Annotated in this window: 10 protein-coding genes and 1 pseudogene; 7 read left to right on the forward strand and 4 right to left on the reverse strand. The window is 55.3% G+C overall.

Annotated features, from left to right (window positions below):
- Positions 1-63 precede the first annotated feature (63 nt).
- The 5 genes from frsA (at position 64) to EBA31_RS03630 (ending at position 5158) form a co-directional block, all read left to right on the forward strand.
- Positions 64-1311 carry an esterase FrsA gene (gene frsA / locus EBA31_RS03610; RefSeq protein WP_044548514.1) on the forward strand — a complete coding sequence of 416 codons (1248 nt, stop codon included), beginning with the start codon at positions 64-66 and terminating at the stop codon, positions 1309-1311.
- Between the two features lie 60 nt (positions 1312-1371).
- Positions 1372-1773, forward strand: a complete 402-nt coding sequence (crl, locus tag EBA31_RS03615; protein WP_041414255.1) for a sigma factor-binding protein Crl — start codon at positions 1372-1374, stop codon at positions 1771-1773.
- A 115-nt stretch (positions 1774-1888) separates the two neighbouring features.
- Positions 1889-2992: a glutamate 5-kinase gene (gene proB, locus EBA31_RS03620; protein WP_020825379.1), complete on the forward strand. Its 1104-nt coding sequence runs from the start codon at positions 1889-1891 to the stop codon at positions 2990-2992.
- Positions 2993-3001: 9 nt separating this feature from the next.
- A complete protein-coding gene (proA, locus tag EBA31_RS03625; RefSeq protein WP_162302864.1) occupies positions 3002-4255 on the forward strand; it encodes a glutamate-5-semialdehyde dehydrogenase in 1254 nt (417 codons plus the stop codon).
- A gap of 255 nt (positions 4256-4510) precedes the next feature.
- Positions 4511-5158 carry an EcsC family protein gene (locus tag EBA31_RS03630; RefSeq protein ID WP_046374419.1) on the forward strand — a complete coding sequence of 216 codons (648 nt, stop codon included), beginning with the start codon at positions 4511-4513 and terminating at the stop codon, positions 5156-5158.
- A gap of 945 nt (positions 5159-6103) precedes the next feature.
- Here EBA31_RS03630 and EBA31_RS03640 read toward each other — a convergent pair.
- From EBA31_RS03640 to EBA31_RS03650, 3 genes and pseudogenes are all read right to left on the reverse strand, one after another.
- Entirely contained in the window at positions 6104-6643 is a 540-nt protein-coding gene (locus EBA31_RS03640; protein ID WP_115059946.1) for a hypothetical protein, read from the reverse strand.
- A gap of 383 nt (positions 6644-7026) precedes the next feature.
- A pseudogene (gene cybB / locus EBA31_RS03645) lies at positions 7027-7550 on the reverse strand (cytochrome b561).
- Positions 7551-7697: 147 nt separating this feature from the next.
- On the reverse strand, positions 7698-9296 hold the full coding sequence (locus tag EBA31_RS03650) for an ABC transporter substrate-binding protein (RefSeq protein WP_122077405.1): 1599 nt from the start codon (positions 9294-9296) through the stop codon (positions 7698-7700).
- A gap of 303 nt (positions 9297-9599) precedes the next feature.
- Between EBA31_RS03650 and EBA31_RS03655 the strand changes: the two genes are divergently transcribed.
- Positions 9600-9854, forward strand: a complete 255-nt coding sequence (locus EBA31_RS03655; protein ID WP_122077407.1) for a YdgH/BhsA/McbA-like domain containing protein — start codon at positions 9600-9602, stop codon at positions 9852-9854.
- 460 nt (positions 9855-10314) lie between these two features.
- On the forward strand, positions 10315-11661 hold the full coding sequence (locus EBA31_RS03660; protein ID WP_122077409.1) for a condensation domain-containing protein: 1347 nt from the start codon (positions 10315-10317) through the stop codon (positions 11659-11661).
- Positions 11662-11762: 101 nt separating this feature from the next.
- On the opposite strand, the gene EBA31_RS03665 is transcribed toward EBA31_RS03660, so the two are convergent.
- A complete protein-coding gene (locus EBA31_RS03665) occupies positions 11763-14858 on the reverse strand; it encodes an amino acid adenylation domain-containing protein (protein WP_122077411.1) in 3096 nt (1031 codons plus the stop codon).
- Positions 14859-14894 lie beyond the last annotated feature (36 nt).

The raw sequence follows: 14894 nt of genomic DNA on the forward strand, positions 1-14894 counted from the left end.
ACTACCTCCAGTTGATTAGGCTGTTTGCGGCCTATAGCCAGATTTACGGAGGCTGTTGTTACCATGGCACAAGCCAACCTTTCTGAAATTCTGTTCAAACCCTCATTTAAACATCCTGAGACCTCGACGCTGGTGATGCGCGCGCGCAACAAAGTCAGCGCAGATCTGCATTCCACGCTGGAAGGCAACACCGTCAGCAACTGGTATCGCATGCTTAACCCGCTGTTGTGGGCCTGGCGCGGCGTTGATCCGATCGAAATCAACGAAGTGCTGGCGCGCATCGCAGTCGCCGATGTGGAGCACACCAACGACAAATGGCTGGATACCGTGGTCGGTTACCGTAACGGCAACTGGATTTACGAATGGGTTCACCAGGGCATGCGCTGGCAACAGAGCGCGTTGGAACAGCAGGATCCTTTGATCGGCGGTCAGCACTGGCTCAACGCCGCCAATTTTTACAGCATCGCTGGCTACCCGCACCTGAAAGGGGACGAACTGGCCGAGCAGGCCGAAGCGCTCTCCTGTCGGGCTTACGAAGAAGCCGCGCTGTTGCTGCCTTATCAGTTGAAAGAGCTGGAGTTCCGCATTGAGGGCGGCAGCAGCATCAATGGTTTCCTGCACCTGCCGGAAAAGGGCGAGGCCCCGTTCCCGACGGTGTTGATGTGCGGCAGCCTGGACACGCTGCAAACTGACTACCACCGCCTGTTCCGCGATTATCTGGCACCGCACGGCATCGCCATGCTGACCATCGATATGCCTTCCATCGGCTCTTCATACAAGTGGAAGCTGACGCAAGATTCCAGCTTCCTGCATCAGCAGGTGCTGATCCAGCTGGCTTCGGTGCCGTGGGTCGATCATCAGCGCGTCACCGCGTTTGGCTTCCGTTTTGGTGCCAACGTGGCGGTACGCCTGGCCTATCTGGAGCCACAGCGGCTGCGGGGCGTGGCTTGTCTGGGGCCGGTGGTGCATCGCCTGCTGTGCGACAGCAAAACGCAACAGCATGTGCCGGACATGTACATGGATGTGCTGGCCAGCCGGATGGGGATGGCCAACGCGTCGGATAACGTGCTGAAGGTGGAACTGAACAGCTATTCGCTGAAAACCCAAGGGCTGTTGGGCCGCCGTTGCCCGACGCCAATGCTGGCCGGTTACTGGGATCAGGATCCGCTCAGCCCGAAAGAAGAAGCGCAGCTGATCGCATCATCCTCGCTGGACGGCAAACTGATCGCCATACCGCGCGCCCCTGTCTACAGCAGTTTCCACAAGGCGTTGCTGCAAATGACCCACTGGATGAAAGATAAAATGCGTTAATTAGTTGCTAAATTTTAACAGTTTGTTAAAAAGAGTGGTCTACATTGAGGAGGTTAAAGAATGACGTTACCGAGTGGTCACCCTAAAAGCCGACTAATGAAACGTTTCGCCAGCTTGGGGCCGTACCTGCGTGAAGGGCAGTGTGAGAACGACCGTTTTTTCTTTGATTGTTTAGCCGTGTGCGTCAATGTTAAGCCCGCTCCAGAGAAGCGCGAGTTCTGGGGTTGGTGGATCGAACTGCATGCCGAAGATACGCGTTTCACCTACGCCTATCAGTTTGGCCTGTTTGATAAAGATGGGCACTGGACGCCGGAAAAGATTAAAGATGCTGAAGTGAAAACCAAGTTGGAAACCACCCTGCGTGATTTCCACCGTCGTCTGGGCGAGCTGCTGACCACCATGGAACTGACGCTTGAACCGGCCGAGAATTTCAAAGAAAAACTGATTAAACTTTCCGCCTGACCCCGTTAGACCACAAGTATTCTGCTGATTTCGCGTTGTGCCTGTTGGCATAACGCGTCTCTCCTGTTACAAAGTCCTTTGCATTATTCTTCTCATCTTACACGGCAGAAATACTATGAACGGCAGCCAGACACTGGTTGTGAAATTGGGCACCAGCGTGTTGACCGGCGGATCGCTGCGTCTTAACCGTGCTCATATTGTCGAACTGGTACGCCAGTGCGCACAACAGCATGCAGCGGGTCACCGCATCGTTATCGTCACCTCCGGCGCGATTGCCGCCGGGCGCGAACATTTGGGTTACCCCGAACTCCCCGCCACCATCGCCTCCAAGCAGCTGCTGGCGGCGGTCGGGCAGAGCCGGCTGATCCAACTGTGGGAGCAACTGTTTTCCATTTACGGCATCCACGTCGGGCAGATGTTGCTGACGCGTGCCGATCTGGAAGACCGCGAACGCTTCCTCAACGCGCGTGACACCATGACCGCGCTGCTGGACAACCGTATCGTGCCGGTAATCAATGAGAACGACGCGGTAGCGACCGCAGAAATCAAGGTGGGCGACAACGACAACCTGTCGGCGCTGGCGGCGATCCTGGCCGGGGCAGACAAATTGCTGTTGCTGACCGATCAGCAAGGCCTGTACACCGCCGACCCACGTAATAACCCGCAGGCGGAACTGATCCGCGAAGTGCATGGCATCGACGATGCGCTGCGCGCCATTGCCGGTGACAGCGTTTCCGGCCTGGGCACCGGCGGCATGGGCACTAAACTGCAAGCTGCCGACGTGGCTTGTCGCGCCGGCATCGACGTGATCATTGCTGCCGGCAGCAAGCCGGGCGTGGTGGCGGACGTTATTGAGGGTAAACCGGTGGGCACGCGTTTCCACGCGCTGGAAACCCCGTTGGAAAACCGCAAACGCTGGATCTTCGGCGCACCGCCGGCCGGTGAGATCACCGTCGACGACGGCGCGGTCGATGCGATTATGGCGCGCGGCAGTTCACTGTTGCCGAAGGGCATTCGCGAAGTGAAAGGTGATTTCTCCCGCGGTGAAGTGATCCGCATCCGCAATCTGGCGGGGCGCGATTTGGCCCACGGCGTCAGCCGCTATAATAGCGACGCGATGCGCATGATTGCCGGCCATCACTCGCAGGAAATCAGCGAAATTCTCGGTTATGAATATGGCCCGGTAGCAGTGCACCGTGACGATATGATAGTCAGTTAAGGAGTGAGCATGCTAGAGCAAATGGGGAAAGGCGCCAAACAGGCTTCCTGGCAACTGGCGGTGCTGAGCACGGCGAAGAAAAACCAGGTGTTGTCGGTTATCGCCGATCGGCTGGAAGCCGAAAGCGAAGTGATTTTACAGGCTAATGAACAGGACATGGCGCAGGCACGCGCCAGCGGGATGACCGAAGCGCTGCTCGATCGCCTGCTACTGACCCCGGCGCGACTGGCGGCGATCGCCAACGATGTGCGCCAGGTATGTCGTTTAAACGACCCGGTCGGTCACGTGTTGGACGGTAGCCTGCTGGACAGCGGGCTGAAACTGGAACGCCGTCGCGTGCCGTTGGGCGTGATTGGCGTGATTTATGAAGCACGGCCAAACGTCACCATCGACGTTGCTAGCCTGTGCCTGAAAACCGGCAACGCGGTGATCCTTCGCGGCGGTAAAGAAACCCACCACACCAATCAGGCGACGGTGAAGGTGATCCAGCAGGCGCTGGAACAGTGCGGCCTGCCGGCGGCGGCGGTGCAGGCTATCGACAGCCCGGATCGCGCGTTGGTGAATGAACTGCTGCGCCTGGATCGCTATGTCGATATGCTGATCCCACGCGGTGGCGCGGGTCTGCACAAGCTGTGTCGCGAACAGTCGACCATCCCGGTGATCACTGGCGGTATCGGCGTTTGCCACACCTACGTTGATGACAGCGTTGATTTCGACAAGGCGCTGACGGTGATAGAGAACGCCAAAATTCAGCGCCCAAGCGCCTGTAACTCGCTGGAAACGCTGCTGGTGAACCGCAGCATCGCCGCAGAGTTCCTGCCGGCGCTGAGTGCCAGAATGGCGGCGGTGGGGGTTACCCTGCACGCGGCGGAGAATGCCATGCCGCTGCTGCAAGACGGCCCGGCAACGGTGGTGGCGGTGGCGGCAGAAGATTATGACGACGAATGGCTGTCGTTGGATCTGAACGTGGCGCTGGTGGACGATATCGATCAGGCCATCGACCATATCCGTACCCACGGCACCAGCCACTCCGACGCGATCCTCACCCGTTCACTGAGCAGCGCCGAGCACTTTGTGCGTGCGGTGGACTCCAGCGCGGTGTATGTGAATGCCAGCACCCGCTTCACCGACGGCGGCCAGTTCGGTCTGGGTGCAGAAGTGGCGGTCAGCACGCAGAAACTGCATGCCCGCGGTCCAATGGGCCTGGACGCTCTGACCACCTACAAGTGGATCGGCTACGGCGACGATTTGGTTCGCAGTTAACGTTTAGTATGGCGTTGAGATTTCATGTAGGGGCGCAGCATGCTGCGCCCTTTTTGTATGCTGGTTCATACCAGAACTGGCATTGTTGCAGGCCTCAGCGAAACCTAATCTGACAGTCAGCTTGGTGCCAAAAAGGGGCATAACGACTGGCGGCCAAGAGTAAAAAAACAGCCTAAGAATAATTTAAATATCAAGAAAATCAAATCGTGGTCGATAAGCTTATAACTCTTCATTTCTATTTTAATAGGAAATAAAATGGCTGAAAAACTTAGCGAAGGAAAAATAATGGTAGCCCTTAATTGGGCTTACGATAAAGCATTGGATGGTACTATTCCGGGAACGGATTCTTCTTATGAAATGGCTGAAAACTACCAAAAGGGTGAGGCGGACTTAGCGGATAAGGTTAATTCTCTCATCAGATGGCAAAACACCAAATCTGCGACTACTGGGTTTGTTTCCGGGCTTGGGGGGATAATTACTATGCCTGTTGCAATTCCAGCAAGCATTGCAACCGTGATTTATGTCCAAATCCGCATGATAACAGCAATTGCTATCATGGGAGGATATGATGTGAAAGATGATCGTGTCAAAGCTCTAGTGTACTCATGCTTAGCTGGTAATGCTGCAAAAGATATCCTTAAAGGAACAGGGATCATTATTGGCTCGAAGATGTCCACTCAGTTAATTAAAAGCATATCGAAGGAAACGATTTTCGCAATTAACAAACGGGTTGGTTTTAGACTGCTAACTAAATTTGGTGAAAAAGGTGCGATCAACTTAGGTAAAATGATTCCACTCGTGGGCGGCGTTATTGGTGGTACGTTTGATGGTATTTCGACCAATGTCGTTGGTAATGTTGCTAGGAAAACCTTCATTGAAGGTAGCGCTATAAATGAAGTGTAAGAATGTCTATGTATATCGATCTTGTGATATGCATTTAAGATGCTCATGATGCCTTAGGAATACTCACCTGCTGCAGTTTCTATCAACTCTTACGGACGTTACAGTCAGTCAACGTCCGCACTTCGTGCATTGTAGACGTCATGTTCTTCGGACCTGTCCGCTTTGTGCTAAAAGCCGACCCTTGGTTTATATTATTCAATATCGCCTTATGCCAGCAATCATATTGCATTTTTAGCGACCATCACGCCATCATATTATTGACGGCATGACGACCAATGTCATGCCGTCAACTTGGTCTCATCGAACGATTTTTCTGAGACGTAGCTCCTGAATAAAAAGAATAATAGCAACAATCATGACAATTGCAAAAAAAACAATGCCAGAGACATCGTAATTAAAAATAGTTTTAATATTATCATTGTTATATAAATGATTGTGCCGATATGAATACGTTGTGTAAATATTACTTAAGATCTCGCAAAATGATCCAATTATTAAAAAAAACCATAATAAGAGGCAGTTTGCAGTAATTTTATTACTTTTGCGTCTTTTGGTGAATATGAGTAAACCAATAATAGCGGGGATTATAAATGAAACTAAATCGGTAAAAGTGAATGCTAATAGATTTTTCATTGATAAAAGTCCTTTTTTATTCAATTTAGGTGGGCAGTCTTTGTGCCATCACTGAATGTTTCTATGATCTGTTTGATAATCATTATAATTCATTTTACACTCTGCGTCCTTCTTTTTATGAGCGGATTTTATCTTGTCGTTTGAACCAAAATTAGCGAACAGCACGCACAATGATGTCCGCTTTCACTATAGCGGCCATTCTTTATTAGAACCCAGAGATGTTTATTAAAGATAATGAAAACAGAAGATAAAATAATGGGGCGGCGGTTAACCCTTCCCGCCGATCCCACTATTTTCTAATAAATATAAAAATTATTTTTTAACCATAAGATGACTGCGCTCTTCTTTACTCATCGCCTTGTTTGAGCTGGAAATAACGCAGTTATATTCTTTACCTTCATTAATAATCATAAAGGTGCTGACGGGGTTTTTAAAATCTTTGCCGATGGTGAAGTAAACATAATCCTTAGGCAACACATTGGGTTTGAAGGCACCAAATGCATAAACCCCTTCTATGCCGAGTGCTGATAAATCAACCGTAAGCTCCAGCGGCTGCGTGGCCATCGGCGATGGCAGCATGGATTTAGCCGACATCATCATCGAACTGGTATTGACGGTGTATTCGCTGGTGACTTTCATCCCGACATACTTGGAGGTTGGCATCGAAAGTTCTTTCATACAGGCGGCATCGTGCTGCGGGGCGGGGCTGCCGTTTTGTTGCACGGCGTGTACGTGTTCCAATGTCACCTGCACTTTGCCAGTCACCGGTTGTTTAGTGTCTGCCGCGTGAGCCATGCCGACCATCGTGATGGCAGCAATCGTAGGTAAAATAACGCCAGTCATTATTTTCATTACTCTTCTCCTGACTTTTAAGTTTGGAAAAGTTGGATTAACTTTTCCGTGTGTGTAGCCGATAGAATTGAATTAATGAAATCATGGGTAGCACTATGTGGCCCTGTGCCGTCATTGGGCATGGCATAGCAGACTTTAAAAACAACTGGCGTTTTTTAAGATAAATGCAATGAGTGGATAAAAATTTTTTCTTACGGAACTCTGTCAGCCCATGGGCTTATATTTTGTATGAATAACCTTAGTCAAGATCCGGGATAGATACAACTCGGCGTATATAAATTTTTCTAACCGTTTGGCGCCTGGAAATTAATAAGCCAATGGACTATTTCCAATGGCTTATATTTATATGCTTATTATTGCAATGTTGGGGTTGTCATTTCGGGCTAACGCCGATTCAACCAAGGCAGCATACGCACCAGCGCATTATCCTTAACGATATAGTGATGGAACAGCGCGGCGGCGGCATGCAGCCCGATCAGCCAATAGCCGAAAGCCGCCAGCGTCTTGTGCCAGCCGATAATCGTTCGCGCCTGTGGCCGGTCGGCAATCTCGGCGAACGGCATTGGCAGGCCGAATAAAAACCACTCTTTCCCCCCAAATAGCGGGAATAGACGCCCAGAATCGGTAACGTCAGCAGCAGCAGGTAAATCAGGCTGTGCACCAGATGCGCCGCGCCGGTTTGCCATTTTGCCGGTTTCGGCTCGATAGCGGGGCTGGTGTGGCGCCAGCGCAGAAACAAGCGGGCGAGCATCAGAACAAATACCGTCACTCCGCAGCTGAAGTGGGTCACCACCAGCACGTACCACACTGGGGTGCCCGGTATGGCAAGCCCTCTCAGCTCAATCGTCGTGCAGGTCACGACCACCAGGATCGCCACCAGCCAGTGCAGACGGATCTGTATCGGCATATAAGAGTTCTGCACCGGGTTACCTTTTGATGTTAAATCACAGTGTTGATGAGAGTAACCAAATGTTACAGGAGAGGAAAGCGCCGGATGAGAATTTCATCCGGCGGATTGCCGGTACGGCACCCAACGCGGGTGCCACACTTTCACTCAGTTGATCTTGGCCTTGGCAAAGTCGCTGCCGTTAACGTCAACCACATAGCCGCTGACGTTGCTGCGGGTGGCGTAGAACACCTTGCCGTTAGCCAGCGGCAGCAGCGGAGCCTGTTGGGCAAAAATCACCTGTGCCTGCTGATAAAGCTTGGCGCGTTCGGCCGGGACGCTAACCTGAATCGCCTGCTGGATCAGTTTGTCGTAGCTGCTGTCGCACCAGCGGGCCGCGTTGGCACCGGTTTGCACACCGGCGCAGTTGAGCAGGGTAGCGAAGTTGTCCGGGTCGCCGTTATCCGACATCCAGCCATACAGCGCGCTCTGCTGTTCCCCTTTGCGCAGCCCGGCCAGGTACTGGCCCCACTCCCAGGTGACGATTTTGGCTTTCACGCCCACTTTCGCCCAGTCGTTTTGGATCATCTGGGCGATGCGGCGTGAATTCGGGTTGTAAGGGCGGGCTACCGGCATCGACCAGATGTCGGTCTCAAACCCTTTCTCCAGCCCGGCCTGCTTGAGCAGTTCACGCGCTTTTTCCGGGTTGTAAGCGTATTCGGGCAGTTTGTCGTTATAGCCCAGCATGCCCGGCGGCAGTATCGAATAGGCCGGCGTGCCGCTGTCTTTGAATACCGCCGCAACGATGGCCTTTTTGTCCACCGCATAGCTCAGCGCCTGGCGTACCAACACGTTGTCGAACGGCTTCTTCTGGGTATTGAAGGCCAGATAGCCGACGTTCAGGCCGTCGATATTGTGCAACTGCAGGTTTTTATCGCTCTTGATGGCGTCAAACTGCTCCGCCAGCGGGGCAGGGATGATCTGACACTCGTTGGTTTTCAGCTTGGCCAGCCGGGTTTCCGGGTTTGGCGTAATGGAGAAAATCAGGTGTTTGCTGGCCACTTCGCCCTGCCAGTAATGCGGGTTGGCGATGTAGCGGATCAGCGAGTCCTGCTTGTACTGCTGCAGCGCAAACGGACCGGTGCCGATCGGCCAGTTATCGACATATTCCGGAGTGCCTTTTTTCAGCATGGCATCGGCATATTCGGCGGAAAGGATCGAGGCGAAGTCCATCGTCCAGTCGGCGAGGAAAGCGGCGTTAGGCTGGCTCAACGTAAAGCGCACGTGGTCGTTATCCACCGCCTCCACTTTGGTGATCAGCTTGTCCAGCCCGGTGTCGGTGAAGTACTCGTAGTTGCCGCCGGACACCTTGTGATACGGATGGTTGGGGTCCTTTTGACGCATCACGGTGAACACCACGTCCTCGGCGTTGAAGTCGCGCGTCGGAGTGAAGTATTTGTTGCTGTTGAACTTCACGCCCTTGCGCAACGTAAAGGTGTAGGTTTTGCCATCCGGGCTGATGGTCCACTCGGTTGCCAGTGAGGGCGCCGGGGTTTTATCGCTTTCACGCAGCGTCAGCAGGCGGTTGTACAGCACCTGCGAGGTGGCGATAAAGGTGGTGCCGGAGCTGGAAAGCTGCGGGTTGAAAGATTCGGGCGAGGCTACGGTGCAGTAGACCAGGGTATCCGTGGCGGCCAGTGCGCTGCCCGCCGTCAACAGGCCGGTTCCTGCCAACAACAGACCCGCAGTGCTTTGTTTTAAACGCATAAAATGGATGGCTCCCTCAGGTTGATTGAGGACACTGCCGCCGCAGTGGCATTCAGGCAGCCCTCAATTTAAATATAAGTGATTGATCGCGAATATGGGAACTGGGGAATGAAGATTGATCGGCGGCCGCAGACCGGCCGGGCGTCAAGATAGCCCATGAAATTGTATGCTTAGGTAAATAACCCCGCTTTTCCGGTTGTCTGACAAAAATGTTATCGACGGGTCACTTTGGGGTCAGCAACCCCCACTTAGAATCACCTCACCAGACAGAACCTGGTCTGGTCAATCCAATGAGGTGGTTATATGAAAGCGATTAAATATGTCATGGCGGCGTTTATCCTGGCGGTGGTGTCCACCAGCAGCTTTGCGGCCAACAGCGTCAGTTCCGAGCAGGGGCTGACTAAAATCGGCGTGGTCTCCGCCAGCGGAGCACTGACGCTCTCAGGTCTGGAAAAGCAATTGGCGAAGAAAGCCGATCGGGCCGGAGCCAGTTCATACCGCATTATTTCCGCCAGCGGAGGCAATAAACTGCACGGCGTGGCGGTAATTTACCAATAATGGCAGGTGCATGCCGTTAGAACGGGGCGGTACTTGCTTTTACCGCCCCAGAAGGTCCCTGTTTTGTTGATTTTGAGCCCCCATAGTCCCGCCATTTAGCCCTCGATCACTCCTCAACCGCACTCTCCCCGTCAAGTAAGTTTGCAGCATGAACAGGTTGTTCTATATTCATGAAAATGATAATAAGTGTTATTATCATTTTCATTTGTAACCGAACCGAAACATCTTCAGTGCGTTGCCCTGGCCTTGGAAAAGGCGGCTACGCCATCTCGCTTTACGTGCGCCAGGGAGGTCAGGCACGCCAACCACAACACAATAATAAGGATCACGCCGGGCAGCCCATAGGCTGGTCATCCAGTCGTGTCCGCCATTTACCCCGTTTTTGGTCGTTATCGGCGGCAGCGGGGTTTTCGCTTCCGTTGTTTCAACATTTGTTTATGGCTTATCAAAGGTAGGTAACATGTCGGAAACTGTTTTGGCTACTGAATGGCTGCCGCTGACACCGGCGCAGTTAGACTTCTGGGACGAATTTACCTTGCACCCCGGACAGCCTTTTTCCACCGTCGCTCACGTCACCGAACTACGCGGCGCGGTAGATGAAGAGGCGCTGTGTCGGGCTATCACTCAGACGATGGCGGAAACGCAGGCGTTTGCATTGCGTTTTCACGGCGGCACTGGCGAGAGCTTGCCGCAGCAGCGTTATGATCCCCAGGCAATACCGCAACTTAATCGCCTAGATCTTCAGGCACAGCCCGATCCTTACCAGACCGCGATGCGGCTGATGCAGGCGGATGTCGATCAACCGCTGGATCTGTGCAGCCAGCCGGTGGCCGCGGTGTGGTTGATTAGGCTGGGGCCTTCGCATTTTATTTGGTACGTGCGCGCCCACCATATTGTGATTGATGGCTTTGGCATGGCGTTGGTTGAACATCGTTGTGCCGCGCTGTATGCGCATTTCCTCGACGACAGCGCGGCAGGGCACGCACTGGGCGAGATTCATGCTTTTCAGCACCATGAACTGGCCTATGCGGCTTCTGAACGCTGCGCTAAAGATCGGCATTTTTGGCAGCGGTATTTGCCGCCGTCGCAGATCTTGCCAACGGTGCGCAAAGGCGGCAGGGAATATGGCGTGAAATCCCTGAGTACCAGCGCGCTGTTGCCGGAGGAGATCCCGCAGCGGTTGCGTTGGCTGTCGGAACGTAGCGGTATCGGTTGGCCCGACCTGTTGCTTTCCCTGTCCGCCGCCTGGCTGTTCTTTACCTTGCCGCCGTTGCCGCATGATAAGGGCGATTCGCGCACCATGTGGATGCCGGTGATGAACCGCCGCAGCAGCCAGGCCACCAATACGCCGGCGCTGGCGGTCAATACGCTGCCGCTTTTGGTATCGCTGCGTGCGGAAGAGACTTTAGGCCATTTTCTGTCGGGCATGGCGAAGATGCTGCGTGAGCTGCGCAGCCACGCAGGCTACCGTCTGCGGCACATTGCCGCAGATCGCGGTGTGACGCCGGCCTCTCGTTTGTTTATCTCGCCGTTTATCAACGTCCAGCCGTTTGATCCCGCCGGTTTCAGCGGCTGCACCTGTACGCGACGGGTACTGGCAGGAGGATCTGGCGACGGCGCTAACCTGACCTTCCGCGGGCGCACCGATGCTGGCGATCTGCACCTGGATATCGATGTTTACGTGCAGCAGTTTGCCTGCGATGGGATCGAAGACTACGGGCGTGACCTGCAGGCGTTTTTACTGCGTGCGTTGCGGGAAGAAGCGCTGGAGACGGCGCTCGGCGAACTGGTGGCGGTGCCCGCCTGATGGCCGAAAGGTCAGCGTAATGGTTGGGGCCATGCTCGACCCGATATAAGTTTGAATGAGGTGATAGGGGGCTGCATGCAGCCCCTTTTAGTTTGAACCGTTTAACGTGCCAACAACGCCGCCACTTCCCGCGCATTTTTGCAGGGGATTAACAGCGTTGGCGGCAGTTGGGTGCCAAAGGCCTGGTTAAGCTGCGCCGCCACCTGGCGAATGTGCGGCAGCTTCAACCCCATGCTGATAAAGGCCGTTTCTTCTCCCCATTCCGGGCGCGGCGTTGCGCCGATGGCCTGCAAATAGATCGACAGGATCTTGCCGCTGTGCGCCGGTGGCGCGCTCGGCAGCGGTGCCGCACAGGCATTCAGGCCCGGAGTGGCACGATCGGCGCTGAAGGCTGCGCGGATGCGGTGACGGTCGGTCTTGCCGTTACCCGACAGCGGCAGCAACTCGGTATGAATAAAGCGTGTCGGGATATGGGTACAAGGAAGGTAGCCGGTCGAAAAAGCGCGGATCGCCGCCAGCGACAGCGGTTTGCCGTCGTGGGTGAGGTACATCGCCCCGAGCGTCGCTTCGCCATTGTCACCGCCAGGGTAATCCACTACCACGATATCGACAATAGCCTCGTGTCCGCGCAACACATCTTCAATTTCCGGCAGCGAAACGCGCACGCCACGGATTTTCACGTAGCCGTTCACCCGGCTGGCGAACAGGATATTGCCGTCCGGACGATAGTACCCTTGATCGCCGGTACGGAAGGCCCGCAGCGGTTGCCCGTCGGGCCCATCCAGCGTAACGAAATCATGTTGTTTTAAATCGCCGTCCTCCAGATACCCCAGCGCCAGATTCACCCCGGAGGTGTGGATGCGGCCGACCACGCCGGTCGGGCAGTGGGTACCGTCGTCATGGCAGATAAAGTATTGGTTAGCCGGCAGCGGCTGACCATAAGGCACGGTGCCGGTGTCCTGCGGCGCTATCGGGTGCCAGATGCTCCAGATGGTGGTTTCGGTCGGGCCACCGAGCGAGAACAGGCTGATGTCCGGACGCAGGCCGCGCAATTGCTGTACCGTCGCCGGTTTGATGTAATCGCCCCCCTGAGCCACCAGTCGCAGCGAACGCAGGCTGTCGTCGGTTTTACAGGTAAGCAGCATTTCCAGAATGGCGGGGACCGAACACCACAGGCTGACGCCATGGCGCTCAACCAACTGGTTCCAACTGATGGCGTCTTTTTCCTGATGTGGTGCCGGTAACACCAGCGTGGCACCGGCGCTGAGCGAGCCGAACAGATCAAACATCGACATATCGTGGTGCGGCGGCGTGACCGAAATCATCACGTCGTCGGCGGTGACCGCCCAGCTCTGCAGGGTCTGGCCGATAACGTTGGCGGTGGCGCGGTTATTGAGCACCACGCATTTCGGTTTGCCGGTGGTACCGGAGGTATATAGATAATAACTGGCTTCGGTGCTGACGCTGCGCTCGGTCAGCGTCTGGCTGTCCGGCAGCTTGGCGGCGCTCGCCGTCGGGTCAAGCAGTTCCTCTGGCGTAACCCCGAACGAGGTGTCCAGTTCACCCTTGTGTACCACCAGATCCGGCCGACAGTTGGTCAGCAGATAGGCGGTGCGTTCCGGCGGCGAGTTGATGTCGATCGGCACCCAGATAATGCCCAACAGCGCACAGGCGAGTGAAATGGTTACATGCTCCGGGCTGCGCGCCAGATACAAGGCCAGCACGCTGCCTGGCTTCAGGCCACGCTGTTGCAGATTTGCCATCACTGCGCTAACCCGTTGGCCCAATTCCGGGTACGTCAGGCTTAGTTGGTCGCAGATTAACGCGGGGCGCGGCTGCGGATCGTTAAACAACCTGTCGGCCAACTGCGCAAGATAAGGGTAAGCGCTGAATGACGTCTCGCTGTGGTTATGGCGGTAATGTTGGTAATCGATAAATTGCGCGGGGGGAATTTCCACATCGCCGTCCCGGCACATCAACATTACCCGACGTTGCAATGCGTCCAGCATCGCCTGCACTTGCTCGCCATCCAACGCCTGCTCGGCGTAGTCGACGCACAGCAGCAGGTTCTTGTCGGCATCTTGTGTCAGGCGGATATCGATCGCCACCTGCGGCGTCTGGGTCACGCCGTCATGGTAGCGAACCGGCGCGTTGCCAGGCAGCGTCTCCCACCCCAGGCAGTTGGTGAGGATCACCGGCAGCGCCGGGGAGCCCTGGCTGAGGTTTAGCAACTGCCGCGCCAGGTCAACGCCGGAAAATGCCAGATGGTCGAGCGCCCCCAGCACGTCGTCCTGCAAGGCCTGGGCGCGGCTGATAAAGGTGCCCCCCAGGCGGGAATAGCGTACCGCCACAAAGGTAGAGGCGTTGCTGAGCGCACCATTTGCTGCAGGAAACGCCACCGGCACGCCGACGCAGAGTTCGCCGTCGGTGGTCCATTGCGCCAGCGTATCGAGGATCAGAGCCGAAAGGCTGCTGTTGCGCAGCAGGGCATGGGAGGATCCCAGGCGCGAGAACTGTTTTAGAACCTCGCGCGGCAAAGTCAGGTTGGCGCGGCGATAGCGAGAGGATTTGATATTGGCCAGCGGGGTGCGCCACGGTAACGCCGACGGCGTGGTGACGTCCTGTAGCTTGGCTTGCCAGTAGGCGGCATCAATCTGACGCTGTTCCGCCGTGGCTGCAGCCGGTGGGCTTGGCGGCACGACAGGCGGCAGCGGGGCGTCGTCGAACAGCCGGGCGATGACGGTGGAGATACCCTGGCCGTCAAGGATCAGCGCGTCGAAGCTGGTGAAAATCACGGTGTCGTAGGGGTTGCCGGTGGCGTCCTGCGTCTCCGAGAGCTGAATGGCGGCAATACGCCACAACGGCTGCGCGGGATCGTGGCGCTGATGCGAATATTGCTCGCGCAAGTCAGCCAATTGGCGTTGCGCTGCCTGATGGTCGAGCGCACGCAGATCGTGCCGATCCAGATTCAGCGTGGCCTCTGCCCGCACGTGTTGGGTGAAACGCTGGGTATCGATGCAGGTGCGCAGCGCCGCGTAGTGCTGCACCAGTTCGCTCAATCGGCTTTCCAGGCGGGCCAAATCCAGTCCCAGACCGCGATATTCGCGAAAGTCGTGCATCGCTACGCCGCCGAGCGGCCATTGTTCGCTGCGCCCGAGCAGGTAAGCCTGCTGCAGTGCGCTTAGTGGTGTCTCCATGGTATTTCCCTATTGATTGTCACTAACCCACGAAAT

Origin of the sequence: Serratia sp. P2ACOL2 (assembly GCF_003691565.1) — a bacterium.
Lineage (GTDB): Bacteria > Pseudomonadota > Gammaproteobacteria > Enterobacterales > Enterobacteriaceae > Serratia > Serratia liquefaciens.